We start from the raw sequence: 24,568 nt of genomic DNA, 5'->3' as shown, positions 1-24,568 counted from the left end.
AATTCATTCGGGCCGACTGTTCTAATGACGTTTGTCAGTCGCATGTTCTAATGCTTCGTGCTTGCGCCGCTTAGCCATGTACATTGCTGATCCGGCCGTTAAACCTGCCACACCAAGTAATCCCATGACTCCTGCAGTGTCCGTGTCTTCACCAGTATCGGGCAAAATACCATCTGTAGCTACTTTCGTTGCCGGCGTTTCACCCTTCATACCAGTCGTAACAGTTGACGTCGATCCGCTGTTCAAACGGACTGTTGACGTCATCGGCGATCCAACTATTGTGTTCGCAAGCGGTTGGGCCTCGGCATTGCTGTTTCCGCTAACCGTTGTGTTCGTTGACAAACCACCAATTGTTGGAACGACGGTCGGTGATGGTGCAGCGGGTGTGCCCATGTTAGTCCCTTGGTGAGCGCCCACCGTTACACTTGGTTCCACACTGGCCACATTCGGCTGAGGTGCGTTGGAACTAGCTTCACTTGTTGCTGAATTGTTCGAAGGACGGGCCTCGGTCACAGCATTTGAGATTGCATTGGCCGTTGAACCGACAGTGCTAGTTGGTGCGCTAGAGCCGCCGGTTGTCGACGTTGAACCAGTGCTGTTAGAACCAGTGCCAGTTGATCCAGGAACACCAGTATTGTTCGAACCAGAACCAGTATTGTTTGTTGAACTAGTTGAACCAGCGCCTGCTGAATTGCCAGGAGTTGCGTTGGAGCCCACAATGGTTGAACCGGTCGAATTACCGTTGTCGCTGTCGGACGCACTACTACTTGTTGGCGTGGTGTTATCGTAGTAGTCTTTCTTGCCAACCTCGACGCCAACAGCATCAACGAGTTCTCTAAATAATGAAACCGTGCCATCCGGATTGATCTTCGTACCAGTACTACCTTGAGTTGGTCCTGCGACTATCATGGTACCGTCAGAATCAACCGTAATCGGCGTGGTACCAACTGTTGCGCTGCCACCTATTGACGGAATCGTGGCGCTTCCGGTAACTTTGCCGTCCTTATCAGTAGTCGTCGCGGTTGTCGTCCCATCGGCATTTCTCTTCAAGGTAACCGTTGATCCATCACTACCCTTGAGGGTTGCATCAGTGACAGCCTTCGTTGTTGGATCCGTCGTCACGCTAACCGTACTGCCGTCAGGATTCTTCTGCACCGTAGTTTTTGGCTGCGTGTTGTCGTAGAAATCATCCTTGGTGACAAACGTTGATACGGGATCAACCATGCTTCTGAACAGTGCGATTGTGCCGTCAGGATTTACCCGGGTCGTCACACCGTTTGGCTTTGTAGCATGGTCCACCATCGTTCCGTCCGAGCCAACGCTAACAGGTGTGTTACCGACTGTGGCATCCCCGCCTTTCGCAGGAATCGTCTTGGTATCAGTGACTTTGCCATTTTTATCGGTAGCCGTTACTGTTGTTGTCCCATCAGGATTCTTAGCAAACATTGTCTTGGAACCATCGGTCGCGCCAAACGTTGCGCCTGTGACATTCTTACTTGGATCACGGTCGACAATGGTGTAACTACCGTCAGGGTTAAATTGCTTGTCAGACGTGCTGCCATCTGGGTTCGTTGTTAGCTCTTCGGTAACGTTTCCGTTTGGTCCCTTCGTTGTTTGAACAGTGCCTTTACCGTCTGTTGTCGGTGTGATGATCGTCTGTTTACCAGTCGTAGGATCAGTCGTCGTGGACGAAATCAAATTGCCTGCTGGATCCTTCTTGACCACGGTTGTCGTTCCATCACTATTTGGCGTCGTCATCGTTGTGTCACCATAAGGATCCGTAACCGTCGACGAAACTGGCTTACCCGTTGGATCAGTGGTGGTAGATGTTGAACCGCCATCTGATGTTGGTTCCGTCGTCGTATTGGAAATCGGCTTACCATCAGAACCAGTAGTTTGACTCGTCGTGCCACCGTCACTTGTTGGCGTGGTAACTGTCGTTTCACCAGTCTTTGGATCCGTCGTCGTAGTCTTGATTGGCTTGCCACTTGGATCTTCGATCACATCTTTGATGACGTTGCCCTGTGGATCCTTCGTCACAATTTCTTGACCGCCATCTGATGTCGGTGTGGTCGTGATGGTGTTGCCAGTCTTTGGATCGGTTACCACCGTCTTAATTGGCTTGCCACTTGGATCCTCAGTAACCGTCTTAATCACGTTACCTTGTGGATCCTTCGTGACAATCTGTTTGCCACCATCCGATGTTGGCGTGGTGATATCTGTGTTGCCAGGATTATCCTTATTCGGCGTCGTCGTGGTTGTATTGCCAGTAACCGGATCCGTTTTGCTATCAGAAATCACTTTTCCGTTAGCATCCGTGATAGTCGTGCTGATGACCTTGCCGGTGCCGTCTGTGACAACCGTCTTACTACCACCGTCACTCGTTGGCGTAACGGTTGTGGTGTCACTGGTCTTCGGATCCATGGTTTCCGTCTTAACGACATTGCCATTTGGATCACGTGTAACCCGTTTGATTACGTTACCATCAGCATCCGTCATTTCGGTGACTGTGCCACCATCAGAAGTCGTTGTGGTCGTTACCTTTTGCTTAGGATTCGTTGGGTCCGTGACCTGGTGACTGATGATCTGACCATCAGAGCCAGTTGTTTGCGTAATGTGCTGACCGTCAGAGCCGGTCGTTTCGTGGGTAACATCACCTGTTGTCGGATCAGTCGTCGTCTTGTCAATTTGTTTGCCATCCTTATCGGTAATGGTCGTCGAAATTGTGCTGCCATTTGGATCAGTGACAACTGTCTTAGCCCCACCATCACTCGTTGGCATAACAGTTGTGGTATCACCAGTTGTTGGATTCGTGGTCGTCGTCGAAACAGTCTTGCCACTTGGATCTTTGACGACTGTTTGCTCGCCACCGTCACTCGTTGGCGTTGTGGTAGCCGTATTGCCAGTCTTGGGATCCGTGGTCGTGGACGAAATCAGATTGCCAGTTGAGTCCTTGGTCGTTTCAGAAATCGTCTTACCACTGGCATCCGTTACGACTGTGTGAGTGCCACCGTCGCTAGTTGGCGTCGTCGTGCTGGTATCACCGGTTGTTGGATCCGTCATGATTTCATTAGTCGTCTTGCCAGTTGAATCCTTGGTAACATCAGAGATCACCTTACCATTTGGATCGGTAACCACTGTATGAGTACCGCCATTCGTTGTTGGAGTGGTAGTCGTGGTGTTGCCAGTCGTTGGATCAACTGTGCTCTTTGAAACCTGTTTGCCACTCGCATCCGTAATTGTGGTACTGATTACTTTGCCGTTTGGATCAGTGACAACTGTCTTCTGACCACCATCGCTCGTTGGCGTCGTGGTGGTCGTGTCGCCAGTCGTCGGATCAACAGTGCTAGTCGAAACTGGTTTGCCACTCGCATCTGTAATTGTGGTGCTGATCACTTTGCCGTTTGGATCGGTAACCACCGTCTTCTGACCACCATCACTCGTTGACGTAACCGTTGTGGTGTCATGAGTCGTCGGATTAGTAGTGCTCGTTTCAATCGTTTTCCCGGCTGCTGTCTTCTTAACGGTCTGACTGCCGCCATCGCTGGTTGGCGTAGTCGTCGTGGTGTTGCCAAACGGATCTTTAGTCTGAGTGGACGTTGTTGCACCGCTCTTGTCTTTGGTAACGGTGGTCACAGATCCATCGTCGTTAGGCGTTGTAGTTACTTTTGAACCATCGCTATTCGTAACGACCGTTTGTGTGACATTACCGGCCGGATTCTTCGTTGTTTCTGTAGAAGCACCGTCAGATCCAGGCTTAACATCATCAGTCGAACCATCCGGTTTGGTCGTCAAGATGTCAATAACTTTGCCATTTTTATCTTTCGTTGTGGTTGTCGTTGAGCCATCAGCGTTCTTTACAGTAGTTGTCTCACTGCCGTCACTATTTTCAACAGTGCCTGCACCAGGTGTCATATTAGTGTAACTGGTGTGCGCAGTCGTGTAATCAGTCGCAGCCTTATCAACATTAGCTTTAGCTGCTTGCAAGTTAGCGTCAGCATCTTTAGCTGCTTGTGCGGCAGCCGCTGCGTTCGTTTTGTCTGCATCCGTAGCATCAGCACCACTGACTGCGTCTGTTAACGCCTTTGCCTCAGCGGTTGCTGTGCTTGAAGCGGCACTAGCGGCATTGTACTGGGCGGTTGCCTTGGTGTTATCCACGCTAGCGGCTGATAAAGCGTCACTGGCGGCATCTTGATTGCCCTTAGTAATCTCTGCATTTGCAGTCTTCAATTGCGCCGCGGCATCACTAGCCGCTGCACTGGCCGCAGCCGTGGCAACATTGGCTTTAGCTGCATCATAAGTTGCTTGAGCCGCCTTAGCAGCGTTTGTCGCTGTCTGTGCAGCCTTAGTAGCATCCGTAGCCTTCTGCATTGCTGCAGCAGCAGCTTCACTGACTGACGTTGCCAGCGACTTAGCGGCATCTGTACCGGCCTTAGTAGCCGCAACGGCTGCATCGCTGGCTGCGGCACTAGCTACTGTTGCTTCACTGGTTGCTTTTGCAGCATTGCTTGTTGCTTGTGAAGCCAAGTTGGCTGCACTGGCAACATTAACAGCGTCACTAATCAACGCGTCTGTGGCATCAGAACCAGCTTTAGTCAAGGTTGCAACATCCGCAGCATCACTATTAGCAGCTATTGCCGTATTATTGGCATCAACCGCGTTACTGTCTGCTGTCGTTGCGTCACTGGTGGCGTTTGATGCAGCCGTGGTCGCCTTAGTTGTCGCATCACTGGTAGCCGGATCAGCTTTCGTCCCAGTGTCCGTCATTGCTTCGGCAGCCTTGCGTGTAGCCTGAACAGCGGTTTGAATAGCCGCCAGATTCTTCTGCGCAGCTGTAGCAGCGTCACTAGCTGCCTGGTAAACATTCTCGGCATTCGTGGCGGCGGTCCTGTCATTATCAGTCGCCGTTGTCAATGCAGCAGCTGTGCTTGTTGCATCAGCCTCTGATTGGGCGACTTTCAAGGCATCACTAGCCTGTCCTAATGCTTTGGTAGCTTGGGCGACATCTGTATCTGCCGTAGTTAATGCTGCCAAAGCCGCGGTTTTATCACCTTGGGTAATGGCATCACTAGCCGCGGAATTTTGCTTCTGAGCATCTTTGATTGCTGTGTTAGCCGTTGATGTTGCAATGTTTGCCCGAGCTGCGTCATAAGCAGCGGTCGCTGCAACCACAGCATTCGCAACACTATTTGCAGCAACTTTGGCTGCTGCTGCGTTATCAACTGCTTTCTTCGCTGCCGTAGCAGCATCGTTGGCCAATGCCTTAGCTTCAGGCGTGTTCGCAGCAACACCGGCCGATGTAGCTTGAGCAGCAGCTGCTGAGGCGGCGTTAGCTTCGGCGGTTGCCCGCTGAGCGTTTAATGCGGCCTGTGAAGCCAACCCTTGGGCAGTTGTGTAATTGATTGCCGCCTGAATCAAATCAGTGGTTCCATCAGAGCCTTGAGCAGCTAACGCAGCGGCTTGTGAAGCAGCTGACGTAGCAAGGTCAGCATTTTGAGCAGCCGCGCTGGCATTGACCGTCGCATTTTCGGCATCTGAATTAGCAGTTGTTGCGTTTGATGTTGCCTCACCAGCTGCCGTCCCCGTCGTTTGAGAGGCACTCATAAACTGCAGACCATTAATTGCATCAAGCAATGCATTAGTGGCATCGGTTATTTGTGCTGCCGTTAAGGTATCAGCCGGTTTAGCATCCAACAATGTCGCCGCTGTCAATGCAGCCTGCATGTTGCTCCATGTTGTCGGCGTGTACTTTTGCGCCTCAGTAGCCGCGGGAGCAGACTTGATGGCTGCTTCCAGTCCGTTCTTCGACTTAGTGATTTGCGTAATGGCCGCATCCAAATTCTTGACGGCATCGTTAACGGCATCCTGGGTAGCCGCCTTATCATTATTAACGGTTATCGCGGCTGTCATCTGTTTGTTCAAGTTAGCCCAGTCATCCTTAGTTGCAGTGGCGTATGCAGGATCAGCCACGCTACCTTGAACGGTGGTGCCATCAGAAATGGCAGCGTTTAAAACATCTTTATTAGCTAATACATAAATGGAATCAGAAACATTGGTATCTAAATCAGTCAGTTGAACCCCTGTCGGCTGTACTGCGTTTGTGCCGGACACAATACCCTGTAACACATGTGCAGTCGCTTGAACATACTTGCCGGCGGTCAACGGCGTGCCAACAGTGCTCGTCCATGAGCCATCCTTTTCAACTTGGGTGTTATTAGAGGCATTTACTGAGCCATCCGGGTTGTAAACCGTAACCGTAACGGTGTAAACATTCATGTCGTCTGGGGAAACTTTCTTGTTTACTGCATCAGAGGCAGTCACTGAAGATGCTACCAAGCTTGAAATCGTCCCAGTAATCTTGGAAGAGCCAACCTTAACAGTGTCAGAATCAACGTAAACAAATGGAGTCTGAGCAGACGGTACACTGGCAATTGCGTAGCCCATCGTACCTTGTGAAATAGCACCACTAATTGTGTTCACCCGTTGGATGTAGGCCGTCACAATATCGCCCGTTTGCACAGTGACACCACTCATTGTCGTGCCATCGTGACGACCAAAGCTAGCTGTGTAATTGCCATTGCTATCAATGTTGCCGACAGCTGTGGCAACTACTTGGTAAGCTGTGGACTTAGTGCCATCAGAGTTGGTAATCGTAACTTTCTTCGTGTCATTAAAGACAACCTGATAGGTATCGCCAAGGTCATCCGTCGTGTGATCAACCGCCACGTTACCGGTGATGGTGTTGATTCCTTGGACAATATCTGATGAAACATTGCTTGTCTTAAACTGCGGTACCGCCTGTTGAACCAACTTTTCCGGAGCCTCACTATCAGTTGAGGTCAGCCCAACCATGGCAATACCACCGTCTGAGCGATTTTTAACAGCTGGATCAGGTGCGGTAATAGCATCGCTGGAGTAATTCAAACCGGCGTCCGGCGGCGTTACCTCATCTGGAACCGTACTACTGTAGTGATTAGCCAAAATAGTAGATTTACCGATTTGTGAGATGCTTGGCAACCCGTTAATGTGGGACTCAACAATGACTTCGTTTGACGCTTGATCGCCAGTGGTTCTAGCAAGCCACTGGTGGGAATCTTTAGCCCAATTAGAAATCCCGATTCTAAACCAGAACTGGTCGTTATTATAAGTCCCTGTTTTGGCCGACTTCCCGGTAATAATAGTTAAAACAGGTCGTCCGTGAGCGTCGAAACTCAGTGATAATTTAAAGTCGGAAACGGAACCAGCGGTAGATGAAATTACGTGTGTCTTAGCCAACGCGTCGGTTAATGAAATTGCCTTACTTGGATCAACATTGCCAAAAGTTAACCCAGTCCCTGTATCCGTCGGTATAAGACCATTGCTGACTTCAATGTTGTAAGCCAGCTGCGTATAATCTTGCCAATTTGATGTTTTGAAGAATGGTGTCAAACTTGCCGGCAACGTGATTTTAGTGATCATTGTCCCATTGCCATCATTAGTTTTGTTAAAAGATCCGGCTGCACCAAAACTAATATCATGACCAGTGTTCGTTGTACTTACCGTATCCCATGAACCGATGCCAAGTGTCATCGTTCCTGAAGTTTTTTGAATATTAACAACTGCAGCTGTTTGATCAGCATCTACCGTTTTTAGCAGGTTGTTAAAGTAGAAAGGCAAATCGCTAACTGCTTGTTGTAACTTTTTGGTGTCCAAACTGCCGGTGTTCATCAAGTTCAATGCGTTATCCAAAATTGATTTATAAATTCCGTATGTTTCATTTGTGTACAGGGATGGATCGACCGTTCCTTCATTAGTAATAATCTGCCCAAGTGCGGCACGTGCTGAAGCCGCGGCACTATCATTCGCAATGGTACCCCAAATAGCCGTCTGTAAATTCGACGTGTCCGTTCTAACCGAGGCAGACGATGGTTCATCATACAAATCAGCAACGGCATTCGAACGCGCATCAACCAAATTGCCATATGTCTTGCCATCAAAATTAGCAGGATTAAGCAGCTTGGAATCACTAATCATCTTGTTTAGGTCAGCCCAATCAGTGTTGGCAACCGTTGATAACTGGTTAACAGCATTTTGAATTACAGTCGTTGCGTTAACCAATTCGTCAGTCGTGGTAGTCTTCAATGGTGCGCCCGTTGAATCAAGTAATGCCTGTGCTGCTTGAACCGCTACATTCAAGTTATAGGTACTATCTGTACTGTAAGCGCCACCATTATTTTCAGCCAGTAGCTGTTGCGCACCGGTAATCGTGGTGTTCAGCTCATCTTGAGCAGCTTTTTCACTAACTAATTGTTGGGTTGCTTGTTTCAAATTAAAAATCGCATTGCTTAGCTGATCCTGAGTGGCAGCATTGTTATTCATAACGGCCCGTGCGTATACATAAGCACTCGTAAATGAATCCCAGCTGGCCTTGGTATAGGCATTGTAGGCGTAGTTTGTAGCCGTTGCGTCAGAAGACTGGAAGTTCATGTACGTGGATTTGGCAGTGTTCAATTGATCCTGCAAGTTTTTCAATGAACCGGCTGGAATCAGCGCTGATTGAGCGGCGTTTAAGGCTGTTAAAGCATCTTGAATGTCTTGAGCTGAACTAGTTGCTGTCAACTTTTGGGCAACTGCTTGGGCCTTCTTCAAATTCTGAATCGAAGCAATCGTAAACGTTCCGGCATTATCGATGGCTGTTGCCGCACTGCCGAGTGAGCTTGTTAACTTACCAAACAAAACATCAGCTTTGTTTAATTCAAGGTTGGCTGTGGCATCGTTAAGTTTTTTGCTCAATACAGCCAAGGTATTGGCAGTCGTGGCGTTGTCCGAAGCAGCATTTTGCGCTGCTGATAAAGCGTCTTGATAAGCTTGCCATGTCGTAGTGGTGTATTGCGATGCATCACTAACCGGATAATGCGTTTGATCAGCTGCAATCAGTGCATTAGTATCACCGACAGCATCGGATCCAGGCATAATAACTAATCCATTTAAGGCGCTTTGAACCTGTTCTTGTGCCTGCTTCAACGCAATTGGCGAAGAAGTGTCAGTCAAACTGGCTGCATTGGTTAAAGCAGTATTGAGCGCTGCATATGATGCACTGGTAAACTTTGACCGCACAACGTCCTTGACCTTTGCGAGCACCTCAGAATAGTTCGTCCATGCACTATTGGAAGTTGCGTCAGAGGCAGCGGTTGTAGCGGCGCCGGAAGTGCCGTTAGAAGTGACACCCATAGTTGCACCAGATGTAGGAGCAGCTGTGGCATCAGAGGTGACGCCAGAAGTCGGCGTTGTAGCGGCAGTGCTAGTAGCATCCATCTGAGTGATTTCCTGCGGCGTGCCAGTTTCTGCAAACGCCTTGAGGGCAGCCGTCTTTGCATCAGCAACCTGCTGACTCGTCGCGTCATTTGGCAATACCATAACCGTTGGTGCCTGGCTAGTAGGTGTGGCTGTTGCTGATGAGCTATCACTAGTGACGCCGTTTTGCGTCCCACTAGCAGCCGATGTAGGTGACTGACTCCCCATTGGTGCAGTGGAGGCAGCCATTGGCGTGGCACTTAATTGCGGCGCCTGACTGGCCTGAGGCGTAGCTACTGACTTAGTTTGGACACTTGTCGTGCTAACTGGTGCTTGGCTAGCCGCAGATGTTGCGTTGATTTGTAGTGGTTGCTGTTGGGTCTTAGTGTTCTGCTCAATAGTCGTTTGATCCGTCGATGCTGTAGACGTGGACTTCTGGGCGACACTATTCGCCTGACTAACCGGCATTGTTGCCGAACCAACAGGCTGTTGTACGGCACTAGCAGTCGCCTGGTTTTGCGTTACTGTCGACGTAAACTCCAGTGGCGTGTTGGTTTGCTTCGTAGCGTCCGATTGTGGATCATTCGGCGCCCCGCCGCCATTAGGATCTGTTGCTGCTTCAACGTTCTTTTCGCTATTAACGAGGAAGCCGCCGAACGTAAATACTGTAATTCCGGCGAACAGCCATTGCTTGCCAGACTTATACATCTTGTAATGCTCTTTCTCACTTGTTATCGTATCTGCGATTTCTTTATTCCTGCGAGACATAATCAATACCCCCTTGAAAGTGAATCCAAATTGTAATTGATTTAATATTCATCGCTGGCTAAATCGTCGTCTCGCTATATGTACATCGACGATTGCTCACGAAATTGCACCAAAGTAAGTTAACAAACTAACCATTGTTCAAGTCCATCTTTAACTTGAACTAATGTCTAGTTACTAAACAATTACCACCTCTAACCTGATTCCAAAAGCAGTTTAGCACGCTTAAATATTGTTTGTACACAAATTGCAAACGACCAAATCGAAAATTTGATCACCTACCATTAAGATTGACAGGACGCGTTTTTAGACCAGTTTCGAAATCAGTTGTGCACCAAGTAGTTTCAAGTTTAAGATTATAAAATGATAAGTGAATAACATTTACAGTTGCTAACCATTTTAGTTAACTTACACCCGCCTTTTTTCTAGTAAAGTTTCTAGTAGCTGTACCTTTTCTTGACAAAATCAAACACGTTTATGGACGATTGTTATTGATATCCTTTTCCTAACATGAACAGAATAGATACTAAACGTTTATATTGGTCATCTTAAGCGCTTTAAATCATCAATAAATTGCTGTTGCATCTCATTTGGCACAAAACCTTGCCGGTAAGCGAGTGAAATATTAAAACGTTCAGTCAGGGCATCCGCAATCGTCAGCGAGGCAACCTCATCCCCCGACTTAATGGCATCACTAACCATGATGCTGACGCCAAGGTTTTCAGCCACTAATCCCTTGATCAAGTTAATGTCTGGCGACTTATAAATGACGTTTGGCGTGAAACCGGCCGTTTTTGAATAAGCAGTCAGCGCCGCCGGATGAATAAAATTATCCGTTAACGTGACGAACCGTTCCTTGGCGAGTTCGTGAAAGCTTACCCGGTCACGTTGAGCCAGAGGGTGCTGCTTGCTGACGATGACGTGAAAGGGCCGCTCCGCCAGTAACTGCGTGTGCAATAGGTCGTTTGGTAGCGGCTGGATTGAACCCAACAATGCGATGTCGATATCGCCATTCTTCAATTCTTTTAGCAACTGGTCAGAACCAGCCTCCCGTGTGCGGATATGTGTGAGAATGCCGTCTGCCATCAGTTTACCCGCTAATTTGGGAAAGTAGACCGTTCCAATAATTGGTGGCAAGCCAAACCGAATGGTCGTCGCTTTGGTCTGAATAATCTCCTGTTGTGATAATTTCAAATTTTGCAAAATCAAAGTGGCCCGCCGTTGTAAAATTTCTCCTGCCGGGGTCAAATGTGCCTGTGCGTGGGTCCGGTCCCGTTGAATCAAGGTATCACCGAACTCTGTTTCCAACCGTTTAATCGCTAACGTGATGGTTGGCTGACTAACGTGAAACTGAGTTGCGGCGGCGGAAAAGTTTTGACGCTCCGCCACAGCCATAAAGTATTCCAAATCACGTGTATTCATTTTTAATAATCTCCATATTGTTATCTTTTATATCAAACTAACTGTTTGACTATGATTATAACAGGGTTGTATCTTTAATTTATCAAAACGTCCATGGAGGCATTAATATGAAAATGACACCAACTGAAATTTTAGAAGATCCATTTTTAAATAAGGGCACTGCGTTTACCGACGCCGAACGCCGCGAATTTGGTCTGATTGGTTTGTTGCCACCACGCGTCCAAACGATGGAAAATCAGTTAGACCGTGTTTATGCGCAGTATCAAGCCAAGTCCACCATGTTGGACAAGCGTCTGTACTTGATGAATCTATTCAATGAAAACCGGATTCTCTTCTATAAGCTTTTTAGTCAACATGTCGTTGAATTTATGCCCGTTGTATACGATCCAACCATTTCTGAAACGATTGAAAATTACAGTGAACTATTTTTAAGCTCACAATATGCGGCCTTCCTCTCCATTGACGACCCTGATGACATGGCGACAACCTTAAAGAATGTGGCTGGCGACCGCGACATTCAGTTGGTCGTTGTCACAGATGGTGAAGGAATTCTCGGCATCGGTGACTGGGGCGTTCAAGGGGTCGACATTTCTGTCGGTAAGCTCATGGTTTACACCGCCGCAGCTGGCATTGATCCTCACAAGGTCTTACCTGTTGTTCTGGACACTGGTACTAACAATGAATCCTTGCTGAACGATCCCCTTTATCTCGGCAATCACCACAAACGTGTCGAAGGCGACAAGTATTATCAATTCGTCGATCAGTTTGTTACCACTGCTGAATCGCTCTTCCCGAATATGTACCTTCACTTTGAGGACTTTGGTCGAAACAACGCCGCCAAAATTTTGCAAAAGTACCAACGCCAATACGTCACCTTCAACGATGACATCCAAGGCACTGGGATCATCACCCTTGCAGGTATCCTCGGTGCATTGAACATTTCCAAGCAAAAGTTGACTGATCAAACCTACCTGACGTTTGGTGCAGGATCAGCCGGCGCTGGTATTGCCAAACGGATTTTCGATGAAATGGTCGAACAAGGCCTGAGTGCGGATGAAGCGCGTAAACACTTCTATATGGTCGACAAACAGGGTCTGCTGTTTGATGACATGACTGACCTCACCCCCGAACAACGGCCATTTGCCCGTCAACGGAGTGAATTCACGAATGCAGACGAATTGACCAACCTGGCTGCCGTCGTTGATACCATCCACCCTACAATTCTGGTGGGAACATCAACTCAGCCAGGCACCTTCACTGAAGATATCGTTCGTAACATGGCCGCTCACACAGAACGCCCCATCATTTTCCCACTGTCCAACCCAACCAAGCTGGCAGAAGCTTCCGCTGACGACCTGATTAAATGGACTGATGGTCGTGGTTTGATTGCGACGGGGATTCCGGCTCATGATGTTGAGTATAACGGTGTGACCTATAAAATCGGCCAGGCCAACAACGCACTGGTTTACCCTGGCTTAGGCCTCGGCACCATCGCTGCTTCCGCCAAAGTGCTGAATGATACCATGATCAGCAAGGCCGCTCACTCCCTCGGCGGCATCGTAGACGTTAACCAACCTGGTGCGGCAGTCCTTCCACCCGTTGAAAAACTCAACGTCTTCTCCGAAACCGTTGCCGAGGCCGTTGCTCAAAGCGCTGTCGATCAAGGTTTGAACGAAAAACCAATTGACGATGTGAAGGCTGCCGTCCTGGATACGAAATGGACACCAGAATATACCAAATTGAATTTAGACGACTAAGTTCCAGTTTGTGATGCTTCAGTATTAAAATTTTGTCTAAAACAAAAGCAATCACACCCGTTACCAGTGAAATGATTAGCGGATGTGATTGTTTTTATTTAAAATTTTTGTTTAATATCAGTCAATGCTTGTTCCACTGAGCCAACCGGTAATTCGTCCAAAATAACTGGTATTTCAGAATGTACAACAGTTAGCCAATGATTCATTTCAACTAATGGTGCGATTCCCTTTCCAGGCACCACAATCTTCAACTGACCATCATTTGTAAACACATAATCTTTTAAATGAACTGCTGCTATTCGTTTGCCAAACATCGAGAAAGCCTGTTGTAGCATAGACAGTTCTTGAGATGCTGATTCAGGTCTTACCAAGCTTCCCGGATCTAGGATGATTTTGACATGTTTATCTGGGATAGCCTTTAGCAATGCGGCTGTCGTTTCAAGCGAATAGATTGGATGGTTCATGCCAGGCTCTAGTCCAATCGTTACATTGGATTCAATCGCGGTCGGTAGTAACAGATTAACTTCCTGAACAACTTCGTCAAAATGTTCTTGAGTGAAGTTAGCCGATGTAAGGTGAAACTCAGGATCAACACTACCCGTTTCTGTGCCCACAAGATTGGCACCAAATTGCCGAGCTTTACGCAACGTCAGTTCGAACCGTTTTAGACTACTTGTGCGAATAGTTAAATCTGGATGAATTAAGTTGATGTAACATCCCAGAACCACAATCTTAATTTGAGCTTCAGAAAATGCAGTACTGACTCTATGAACTGTAGCATCTTCAAACACAGTACCGTTCTTCGTCAACCTCGGAAATGATTTTCCTGGTGCTAGTTGAACTGTGTGAACGTTAAGCTTTCGTATTCTGGCTGCTAGTTTTTCCGGATCATCTACTATCGACACATCATGAGCACGAATTCCAACTGGTAATGACTCACTCGTCAAAATTAATCTGCCTCCTTTGCGTCACGTTCCTTTAGAATTTTAGTATTTTCTTGTGTCTTAGATTTAGTTAGTGGATACCACAACAATAGAATGACTGCCGCCACTCCGACACATACAGCCGGAAGCAATGTTGCTAGACCATAAATTCGATTAACAACTGCGGCGCTTTGTGCAACACCACCGGCCGCCGAGGCCTTGTATCCAATAACTGACAACATAATCCCGCCAATTCCACCTGCGAGTGCCTGACCACATTTTCGGGCAAACGAATTCAAACCATAAACGGTTCCATCTTCACGTAATCCAGTAACGACTTGGTGATAATCAATAACATCTGTGATAAATGCCCACACCATTAGGTTAAATAAACCTGCACCAAGTGTGGCAATAAACAACATTGCTAAGAAAAGCCACTCATTATGTGTATGCATGAAGAACATGATGAGGTAAAGCCCAGTTGCAATAAACAATGCAGTGACAGAAGCTTCCTTCTTCCCAAAGTGATTTGTTAAATACGTAGCAAACGGCGCTAATAAAATAACAGTCGCATAGGTAAACAGCATCGCAACCGACATGGCTGCGGGACTTCTGAAGTAGTCGTTGAATAAGTATGTTGTGGTCGTGCCGGCCAAAATCTGATTGATCACCAACAATACATCAGCAAATACCAAGGCAATGAGTGCACGGTTCTTACCAATGCCTTTTAAAACAGTTGTCAGCTTAACAGGTTTAGTCTTTTCCACTTGAACACGTTCATATGAAAGATGATACGTAAACAAGTATGAGACATAGGCTAAACCGGCGCAGACTAAAGCGATAATAAAGAAATGGTTACCAGAAACAATGCGTTTTCCACTGTCGGTTGTTGCGTACATGAAGATAGGAATGAAGAATCCAGTTAATCCACCGCCCAGCGCTGAACCAATACTGCGAAAGGTTGACAGTGAAGTGCGATCATTCGGATCTGCACTGATTGCCGAAGCCATTGATCCATATGGAATATTGATTGCTGATTGAAAAATGCCATAAAAAATATACGTAAAGAAAATGTAAACCATTTTAACGCCCATCGGAAACTGGTTAACAATTGGTACAAATAAGAGAATAGCACCAGCCAAGAATGGATATTTCATTTTTCGAATCCAAGGGCGGAATCGTCCTTCTGATGTCAATTTCGACGTATCCGTTAGTCGGCCAACTGTTATATCGGCAAAGGCATCAATGAACCGTGCCAACAAGAATAGTAGCCCTACCGTCGCACCAGCAATTCCCAACACGTTCGTGTAATAAATCATCAAAAACGAATTAACCAATCCCAGAATAAAACAGTTGCCTAAATCACCAAATGCATAACCAATCTTGTCACGCCACCCAAACGCTCGGTCACTACGAATAATATGCTGCGTTGATGTTTCGTTTTCTGTTGGTTTCGCCGCCGTCTCAAGAGAATCACTATTAGTCGCGCTTGCCTGTGCACTCATAATTTCATACCTCCAGTCTGTCCTTTCTTAACGTCCTGTAAATATGCCGTTAAGGCCAGTACTGCCATGGACTGCCCATATGGCATTGTGGAAATCTTAATTTGCTTATAAAACTCAGCGTTATCACCCATCGGTGTGCCCGCAGAAACATGCGCTAGCGCCCCATCTGAGCTTATATTGTCAAACAGTGCGTCTATACCCTTCATCCCAACACTTTGATATCGAGAATCCAGATAGCCATTGGCCACACCCGTCAAAATACCGTAAGTGAATCCAGCAGTCGCAGAACCTTCTAAATACGAAGTAGGATCATCCAGCACCGTATGCCAGAGCCCGGATTGATCTTGGCATTGACTAAGGGCTTCCACCTGATCGTTCAAACAATTAGTTAAAAATTCACGAGTTCCATCATTTGAAGCCAGTTTGATCATATTTAAGAATTCTGGAATCGCGATAGTTATCCATGAATTGCCACGGCCCCAAAAGACACCGCCAAAATTATTATTTTCATTGAATGTCCAACCGTGATACCAAAGTCCCGTGTGTTTGTCCTGCAAGTACTTAATGTGCAACAAAAACTGATGTTTAGCCTCTTCAATATATTCCGGACGCTTAAACAACAATCCAAGTCTGGCCATTGGTAGCACGCTCATCATGAGAGTGTCATCCCACATTTCCTGTGGATTCAAATCACCAAACGTAACGTGCTGTAATCCGCCAAACTTTGTCCGATGTGCCTCTTCATACAGCCACGTCCCCCATTCATTTAAGATTGGCAAGTACTGTTTGTCGTGGGTGATGTCATACAAGTCAGCCAATGTGAGCATTTGAACCATTGTGTTGATATTCTTTTCAATGCTTTGAGGAAGTTCTTCATCAAACCATTCGACAATTTGATTTAGCACATCTTCATCGTTTGTGATTTTGTAGTATTTCATCATGCCATAAAGTCCAATACCGGAAGTCCACTCCCAATAGTGAAAACTCTTGTTATCAATAATTGATCCATCTGCAACCTTGATTGAAAATTCACCTGTAGGATCAGATAAATGAACCAAGTTGTCCAGCAAAGACTCAATTGTGGCGCGAATCACACGTTCATCCCGAATCCTAATCATTCAAAATCATCCTTTCAAAACGAATGCTCATTTTTTAACATGTTTATTTAGAAAACGCTTTCATAATTATTTAACAATGTTACGCTATTCATATCAATGCGATGAATACAGACATTTTGTATCGAATATACAGGTGAGAAACTTATGAATAAACTCGATCAACTTCTATTTAAAATTAGTCCTGCAGAGCATGAACAACTGCGCACCAATGCGTTTGTACAAGACATCCCCAGTTCAGCACAAACGTCACTTCCTAGTGGTGTGCAATTAAACGCTGGCTATTTTTTCAGAAACCAAGATATTTTTATCAGCAAGCACAATCGCTTTGCTGATTATCCGTTGCACTCACACAAGTTTTTGGAGCTTAATTATATGTACGCAGGTTCATGCACACAGATTGTAAACGGACACACAATTCATTTACATACTGGCGATGTATTACTAATGGATATTGGAACCAGCCACACGATTCACTCACTAGGTGAACAAGACATTTTGATGAACGTCCTATTCCAAAATAAGTCGCTTAATCTTGACTGGCTGGCCACAATGAGTAGCGCCTCTAGTATCGCTTTCAATATCTTTTACCAACAAAAAATGGCGCACCATGAAGAACGCCAATTTCGTATCTTTCACTCTCAGCCTAATGATGATACTCGCAATATCATGTATCGAATTCTGTCTGAGTACTACTTTCCTGAGGAATACTCGAAGGTTATCATCACAAATTTTCTCCCCATCCTACTGATCGATCTCATGCGCATCTTTCGTAAAGAAACAATCGCTGAACAAATCCACGATAAAGACAGCGTAACAATCCGCCGAATTTTAAAAATTATCGAGCGCGATTACATGCATACTTCTTTACAAAAGGTGGCACAAGAGTGTGCTTACAACAAAAACTATCTAAGCAACTTTATCCACCGGCAAACTGGCTTCACTTTTACAGAATTGCTTAACCGTCAACGTCTCTTGAGGGCTCACGAACTCATTATTTCTTCACAAATTCCAATCGCCCGAATTGCTGAAAACGTTGGTTTCTCCAGCCGGACCTACTTTTACCAAACCTATCAGCAGTATTATCACGAACTGCCTCGAACTACGCGCATCAAAAAATTGCATTTTATTCCGATTAATCACGAATCCAATTAATAACCGACGCACACAAGGGCCCCTGAAAAAACACATTGAATACCACTAACAATTATTACTCTTCATAAATTTACTAATTGCACATCCAGACCGTTTCGACTAGAATTCAAGGTGAATAGAGGAGATTGCCATGGATAAAGTTAAATTGCAACGCGCCTTGTGGTATGTCGCTGGGGGCGTCCTAGGATTAGGGCTGCTAACAATGCTTATCGAAGCAATTCGCATGATGTGGGTTGTTTTGTTTGAAATGTAAGGCAAAAAAATACGTTGATGTTTGATTAACCATCAAAAGATGGCAATTAAACGTCAACGTATTTTTCATTTTATGCAATGATTGGACAATCAATTTTTGTTAACAAATCCCTTTTTAATTGGTTTTATCTAATCGATATCAAGAATAACCGGTTAACTTTATGCAACTACTTTTAAAACAGAAATTGTGCCGTTTGCCAAATAACTTCGGGATTAGACCGTAAGGCTGAGTGTTGAACAGATAAGATATCCCCGTTAATAATGTGCTGTTGATACGTTTGAACATATTGCGCTGCAAGTGGTCGTAATGCCTTAACACCAGCAACTGATACCTCTGTGTCCGTGCCTAAGCCCCACACATTACCCCCAATCGCCAGAATCTTCAGATTACGTGGCAGGTCAGCCGCCCGCTTGAGATAACGGTTATATCTGTGAGCAATGGAAGTATTGCTGTTAATTGTTGCAAATGGACTAGCGATGGCGACCCAATGACGGACTTGCGGTTGAGCATCATGGTGGTTGGTAACCAGATAACTATATGCAACGCCACCACCCATCGAATGCGTTACAAAATTAACCTCGGTAATGTGCTGTCGGGTCCGCAATTCATGCATAATTTTAGGTAACAGTCTGATTTGAGCAGCCGGATCACGATTGTCTGCAAACGCCAATTGAACCAGATAATTAGTTGAGGGCCGTCGATCACCAGAAAAGCTCAGTTGTCCGCGATGGTTTATGCGAACCAGCTCGCGATGGCTAGCAATCCTTGCCCGTTGCCAATGTGTCGTCATCTGGTCAAAAGCCTTGGCGTTTGAGCCATAACCACCGATAAACACTGTGGCTGTGTGGGTCTGTCTTGCATGAAGTGTCAATAAACGGTGTTGATATAGTAGACTGTGCCCAGCATCCCACCCCACAAATCCGAGCAATAAAAGACTAATAATCAGTAAAACCTTGGTATGTCGCTTCATAATTCATTCGCCACTTTTCTAATTGGCATCATTATAAACTGTTTTCTTGTAATGAATGAAACAAAAAGAACATTTTTAGTCGTTTTTGTACACTTTTTTTAGAATGGTGTTATACTCGTCCACAATTATGAAGGATTTTAGCTGAGATTGGAAAGGAAGTGTATCATGGCCAAAACTTCAAAGCGAACCGACATGTTACATCATCTTATAAGCTATATGAACATTAACGGATTTTCGGACCTGCGAATGGACGATATTATCCGGATTGCACATGCAAGCCGCACAACCGTTTACCGTTACTTCTCGTCAAAAGATGATGTAATGATAGCTGTCATTACAGAGTATTGCGACTTCATCGACGACTTGCAACTACCCACCGCTAATAATGATCAAACGGCCATGCTCATCGGCCTTAATGAATTGATTAAAGCTCAATTACTGTTTGAGAGCAGTCTGTCGCGCCGTTTTCGCCAAGAATTAGCGACTGAATATCCCCAATTATCTTCAACACTAAATACTGCGATTGAAAAATTTGACCAACAACAACGACAATTTTACACGCATGGTCAGACACTGAAATTGTTCAATCAAGCTAACCCAACACTCTGGCTGCTGGCGGATCACGAAATGATTCCCACACTGCTCGACGAACATTATCTTGTCACCCACTCATTGAGTGCACGACAAGCACTAATTGACTACGTAAACTTTAAATACCAACAAGTGGTGCGTCCCGAATACCAAGGACAACTGAGTGTGCGTGACTTAGACCCCACTATCAGCAAACTTCTTCAATCACGATTTTAAGGAAGGATGTCCTTTCCATGACTACCTCTAAACAAACCAATTGTCCATTTTGTGACAAGCCAGCTAACGAAATTTTATTATCAAACGATCTGGCGGTCGCTTTTAATGACATTCATCCAATGGCTCCCGGTCATATGTTAATTGTGCCGCGACGGCATTGCCAAACCTTGTTTGACGCCACACCAGAGGAACAACATGCCATGATGGATTTACTGTCACAGGCCAAACAATCACTCGATGCGCAACTACATCCCCGAGGTTATCAAGTTTTTAGTCATGTCGGCCAAATTGCTGGTCAACGAGTTGATCACGCTCACATTCACCTTGTGCCCGTTGCGTAAACGTTACCCTCATTACATCCTTCATAATTGACCGTTTATTAATAAAAAATGTTATCGAGGTCCTCAGTCATGTTTAATGCTTTAACGCACCATCAATCAGCCAACTTTGACGAACAAATTAATCAGTTGGCTCAGCTTATTTCAAATTCACATCACACCATTGCGCTAACAGGTGCCGGCATCTCGGTGGCCAGTGACATCCCCGACTTGGAACAATTGAGTGGCGGTACGACAGGTTCACTTTCATCTGAAAGTTACCTTGAAGCACACCCCGATGATTTTTATCGCCAATTTCACCAGCTGTTTATCGATCCTATTTTTAATGTCGGCCCGACCGCTGCACATAAAGTTTTAGCTCAGCTTGAACACCATCAACTGTTAGACGGCGTGATTACGACTAATGTCGATTATCTTCATGAGCGTGCTGGCAGTCACAACACAGCCAATATTTGGAGTAGTTTGAACATTAATCACTGTGTGCAGTGCGGTCGCATTTATCCCCTCGAAATTTTGCGTGAGCCAGTACCTCACTGCCCAAATTGTGGTGGCCTCATTTCGCCAGACCCCATATTCCGCAATATTGCGACAGTGCCCGCCGAACGCGAACGGGCTGATCTATGGACAAACACCGCTGACTTAGTCCTCGTCACTGGCGCTAATGGATACTACGACCATGTTGAAAGTCGCTCAACCCTAGTTGACATCAACCCCGCCCAAACGGAATTCGATGATCGAGCCACTTTAGTGATTCGTGCGACAGCTGATAAAACATTTGCTGCATTGGCGGGTAAGCTAAACCTGCCTATCACAACAGTGACAAAATAATAGAACAGAATTGAGATGACTAGTATGTCCAATGAAACAAATTATCAATTAACACTCACTGTGCCCACACCAGAAGAATTTTGTGCACTTCGCAAAGTTGCAGGTCTAAGTCCACGTAACCTAGTCTCAGCTACTCGCGGTTTGCCAAATAGTTTAATGGGCGTTTCAATCCGTAAACAGGGCCAATTAGTGGCGATGGCACGCGTTGTTGGCGATGGCAGCATCGTCTTCGAAGTCGTCGATGTTGCCGTCACACCAAGTGAGCAAGGTCACGGTCTCGGCAAACAATTAATGCGCGCTGTAACCAACTATTTATCTAAAAATGCCCCCGCGGACGCAGACGTCAGTTTGATCGCCGATGTGCCCGCTGACCACCTATACGCACAGTTCGGTTTCCAACCAACGGCTCCCGAAAGCATTGGGATGGTGTGGCATCGTGAATAAATCCATCCAAATTTGACTTTGTTAATGAGAAGCGTATGCTGTAGTCAATTCGTTAGGTGAGTAATCACTCACTCGACTGTTTTGAATTTCGATGTACTCTAATTTAACGAAAATTATAAAAGGCCTATACTGGCCCTAGCATCTAAATTTAGAAATGTAAGTAGGCGAGGACGATGGCAACGAAAACATTAACAAATGATGATTTTGCTAAGATGGATATCAAACAATTACAAGAACAACTCGGCACTTCAGCAGAAGGACTCAGTCATGATGAGGCGGCAAAACGGCTCACACAATATGGAACCAATACCATTCGACATGGCAAACGTCAGTCGCAGTTACTAAGCTTTCTCAAGAACTTTACGTCGATGATGGCCATTTTGCTGTGGGTCAGTGGTTTCATCGCCATGTTCGCTGGGATGGTGGAACTCGGCATTGCCATCTGGGCTGTCAACTTGATCAATGGGTGTTTCTCATTTTGGCAGGAACACGCCGCACAAAAGGCAACGGATTCCTTGCGCAAGATGTTACCAACGTTTGTCCAGGTCACGCGCGATGGCAAGGACATGCAAATCAATGCGGATGATCTGGTACCGGGCGATGTCTTCGCCATTCAGGCTGGTAACGCGATTCCTGCCGATGCCCGTCTGACCGAAGTCTCCTCGATGCAAGTTGACGAATCCGCCCTCACCGGTGAGTCCGTCCCCACTTCCAAGCGTTCAACCTATAATCATGGCGACGGTCAGTTTGCCGAAAAGAACATCGTCTATGCCGGTACTGTCGTCACCAGTGGCACGGCAACCGCGATTGCACTCAGCACTGGAATGCAAACGGAATTTGGTAAAATTGCTAGTCTCACTCAGAACGAAAAACAAACTGCGTCACCATTACAACAAGAGCTTAACCGTCTAACAAGGCAGCTATCACTTATCGCGATTATGATTGGTGTTGTCTTCTTTGTTCTGGCCATCTTCTTCGTTCACTATCCGGTCGCTAAATCGTTTATCTTTGCGCTTGGCATGATTGTGGCATTCATCCCCGAAGGCTTGTTGCCAACTGTCACACTATCATTAGCTCAAGGCACGCAACGGATGGCCAAAAAACATGCCTTGCTGAAACAACTCAACAGTGTGGAAACACTGGGCGAAACGACCGTCATCTGTTCTGATAAAACCGGGACGTTGACGCAAAACCAAATGACCATCAACAATGTGTGGCTGCCGACCCGCACTTATGCTGTTACGGGAACTGGGTATGTCAACAACGGCCACATTCAGTTTGGTAGCAAAGACTTCGATACCACACAGGATGCGGACCTTTCACGACTGCTACAAATTGCGCTACTCAATAATGACACTCAGGTTCAGGCGCCAGCAACCAGTCAAGATACACCGAAAATCCTGGGCACGCCGACTGAGGCAGCCCTCGATATCTTAACAGCTAAGGCTGGGCTGGATAAGACAACGGTTGCTAAAGAAATGCCACGGCTGGCAGAATTGCCGTTTGATTCTGATCGCAAACGGATGACGACGATTCACCCCACTGCTGACGGTGGCCGCGTCATTTACACAAAGGGTGCGCTCGATGGCATGTTAAGCATCAGTGATCAGATTCTAGATGGCGGTAATGTGCGTGCCATGACCGATGCCGACCGCAACGAGATTAATCACGCCAATGAAATGTACGCGGCTCAAGGGTTACGCGCATTGGCGTTTGCCTATCGAGAAGTCGGCGCGGATAGTTCAACGCTCCCTCAAGACAACAAAGCAATCAGTATCGACGCAGCTGAACGGCACATGATCTTCGTTGGGCTGACCATTATGGCCGACCCGCCACGTCCAGAAATTTACGACGCAGTCAAAAAGTGTCACCGCGCCAACATCCGGATCATTATGGTCACTGGCGACAGTGCGTTAACTGCCAAGAGTGTCGCCGTCAAAATTGGGCTCACTTCTGACAAAGCGCGCGTCATCACCGGTGATGAACTCAACCAAATGAGTGACGATCAACTTCGTGAAGCGGTCAAAGGTGAAGTTATCTTCGCCCGCGTTGCACCTGAACATAAATTCCGTATCGTTTCCACCTGTCAGGCAAACGGCGATATCGTTGCTTCTACTGGTGACGGTGTCAATGACGCACCAGCCTTAAAGAAGGCTGATATCGGAATTGCCATGGGTGTCACTGGGACCGATGTTGCTAAAGATGCCGCGGATATGATCCTGACAGACGATAACTTTGCTTCTATCGTGGCGGCTATTGAAGAAGGCCGGACCGTTTACAGCAATTTGCAAAAGTTCTTGTTGTACATTCTAAACAGCAACGTACCAGAAGCAGCACCATCCGTTATCTTCTTGTTCACTCGCGGTCTGGTGCCACTGCCATTAACCGTTATGCAGATTTTGACCGTTGATTTAGGAACGGACATGCTACCTGCCCTTGGCCTTGGTGCTGAACAAAGCGAACCAGGAATCATGGATCAGCCACCGCGTCCGCGGACAGCCCACTTGTTAAACAAGTCCATCATCTGGAAAGCATTTGGCTTATATGGTCTAGTCGCCTCTGTGATTTCAACGGTCGCCTACTTCTTCGTTAACAAGATGAATGGTTGGCCTAGCATCGCATTGGCAAGCAATGGCGATGTCTACCGCGAAGCCACCACCATGACACTGGCCGCAATTGTCTTTTGTCAGATTGCCGCAGCTATCAACTGTCGGACACAGATATCTTCAGTCTTCAGCATCGGTATTTTCAGCAACCACCGCATCTGGTGGGGAATTGCCTTTGAAGTATTACTACTAGCCTGCTTAATCTATATTCCATTCTTGCAGGGACTATTTAACACGGCACCACTAGGCGTTAGTGAATGGATCTTCTTGATTGTCATTCCAATTCCGTTATTCTTGCTGGAAGAATTGCGTAAGTACTTGGTTCGACAACATCATGCAAAACAATAAAAGTTCGTTTCAAAAGTCCACAATGACTGATTAGAATCGGTTATTGCGGACTTTTTGTG

General features: G+C 46.3%; 14 protein-coding genes. 8 read left to right on the top strand and 6 right to left on the bottom strand.

What is annotated here, in order from left to right; all coding sequences use genetic code 11:
- Window positions 1-21: 21 nt before the first annotated feature.
- Together LROSL1_RS01770 and LROSL1_RS01765 are read right to left on the bottom strand one after the other, a co-directional pair.
- Window positions 22-10,041 (bottom strand): KxYKxGKxW signal peptide domain-containing protein, encoded by a 10,020-nt coding sequence (locus LROSL1_RS01770; RefSeq protein WP_178913535.1) that lies wholly within the window; start codon window positions 10,039-10,041, stop codon window positions 22-24.
- A gap of 540 nt (window positions 10,042-10,581) precedes the next feature.
- Complete coding sequence (locus LROSL1_RS01765) at window positions 10,582-11,460, bottom strand: LysR family transcriptional regulator (protein WP_178913534.1); 879 nt, start codon at window positions 11,458-11,460, stop codon at window positions 10,582-10,584.
- Between the two features lie 107 nt (window positions 11,461-11,567).
- Here LROSL1_RS01765 and LROSL1_RS01760 point away from each other — a divergent pair, with 107 nt between their 5' ends.
- Complete coding sequence (locus LROSL1_RS01760) at window positions 11,568-13,217, top strand: malolactic enzyme (protein WP_178913533.1); 1,650 nt, start codon at window positions 11,568-11,570, stop codon at window positions 13,215-13,217.
- A gap of 98 nt (window positions 13,218-13,315) precedes the next feature.
- Here the strand turns inward: LROSL1_RS01760 and LROSL1_RS01755 are convergent, their stop codons facing one another.
- Genes LROSL1_RS01755 through LROSL1_RS01745 form a run of 3 tightly spaced genes read right to left on the bottom strand, consistent with a single transcriptional unit; the run spans window position 13,316 to window position 16,763 of the window.
- Window positions 13,316-14,164 (bottom strand): sugar phosphate isomerase/epimerase family protein, encoded by an 849-nt coding sequence (locus LROSL1_RS01755; protein WP_178913532.1) that lies wholly within the window; start codon window positions 14,162-14,164, stop codon window positions 13,316-13,318.
- 2 nt (window positions 14,165-14,166) lie between these two features.
- Window positions 14,167-15,645, bottom strand: a complete 1,479-nt coding sequence (locus LROSL1_RS01750) for an MFS transporter (RefSeq protein ID WP_178913531.1) — start codon at window positions 15,643-15,645, stop codon at window positions 14,167-14,169.
- Window positions 15,642-16,763, bottom strand: a complete 1,122-nt coding sequence (locus tag LROSL1_RS01745; RefSeq protein WP_178913530.1) for a glycoside hydrolase family 88/105 protein — start codon at window positions 16,761-16,763, stop codon at window positions 15,642-15,644. Before LROSL1_RS01745 ends, LROSL1_RS01750 begins: the two co-directional genes overlap by 4 nt.
- Window positions 16,764-16,907: 144 nt before the next feature.
- Between LROSL1_RS01745 and LROSL1_RS01740 the strand changes: the two genes are divergently transcribed.
- Window positions 16,908-17,915 (top strand): helix-turn-helix domain-containing protein, encoded by a 1,008-nt coding sequence (locus LROSL1_RS01740; RefSeq protein ID WP_178913529.1) that lies wholly within the window; start codon window positions 16,908-16,910, stop codon window positions 17,913-17,915.
- A gap of 130 nt (window positions 17,916-18,045) precedes the next feature.
- On the top strand, window positions 18,046-18,168 hold the full coding sequence (locus tag LROSL1_RS13220) for a hypothetical protein (protein ID WP_263863243.1): 123 nt from the start codon (window positions 18,046-18,048) through the stop codon (window positions 18,166-18,168).
- Between the two features lie 172 nt (window positions 18,169-18,340).
- On the opposite strand, the gene LROSL1_RS01735 is transcribed toward LROSL1_RS13220, so the two are convergent.
- The gene (locus tag LROSL1_RS01735; protein WP_178913528.1) at window positions 18,341-19,138 is read right to left on the bottom strand and encodes an alpha/beta hydrolase; all 798 of its coding nucleotides are present in this window, start codon (window positions 19,136-19,138) and stop codon (window positions 18,341-18,343) included.
- A gap of 165 nt (window positions 19,139-19,303) precedes the next feature.
- Between LROSL1_RS01735 and LROSL1_RS01730 the strand changes: the two genes are divergently transcribed.
- The 5 genes from LROSL1_RS01730 (at window position 19,304) to LROSL1_RS01710 (ending at window position 24,509) form a co-directional block, all read left to right on the top strand.
- Entirely contained in the window at window positions 19,304-19,945 is a 642-nt protein-coding gene (locus LROSL1_RS01730) for a TetR/AcrR family transcriptional regulator (protein ID WP_178913527.1), read from the top strand.
- A 17-nt stretch (window positions 19,946-19,962) separates the two neighbouring features.
- Complete coding sequence (locus LROSL1_RS01725) at window positions 19,963-20,286, top strand: HIT family protein (protein WP_178913526.1); 324 nt, start codon at window positions 19,963-19,965, stop codon at window positions 20,284-20,286.
- A 69-nt stretch (window positions 20,287-20,355) separates the two neighbouring features.
- Complete coding sequence (locus LROSL1_RS01720; RefSeq protein ID WP_178913525.1) at window positions 20,356-21,111, top strand: SIR2 family NAD-dependent protein deacylase; 756 nt, start codon at window positions 20,356-20,358, stop codon at window positions 21,109-21,111.
- A 24-nt stretch (window positions 21,112-21,135) separates the two neighbouring features.
- A complete protein-coding gene (locus tag LROSL1_RS01715) occupies window positions 21,136-21,555 on the top strand; it encodes a GNAT family N-acetyltransferase (RefSeq protein ID WP_178913524.1) in 420 nt (139 codons plus the stop codon).
- Between the two features lie 173 nt (window positions 21,556-21,728).
- Window positions 21,729-24,509: a cation-translocating P-type ATPase gene (locus LROSL1_RS01710; RefSeq protein ID WP_178913523.1), complete on the top strand. Its 2,781-nt coding sequence runs from the start codon at window positions 21,729-21,731 to the stop codon at window positions 24,507-24,509.
- Window positions 24,510-24,568 lie beyond the last annotated feature (59 nt).

This window comes from Furfurilactobacillus rossiae (genome assembly GCF_013394005.1).
Taxonomy (GTDB): domain Bacteria; phylum Bacillota; class Bacilli; order Lactobacillales; family Lactobacillaceae; genus Furfurilactobacillus; species Furfurilactobacillus rossiae.
This window is presented reverse-complemented; position numbering and strand designations above follow the sequence as displayed.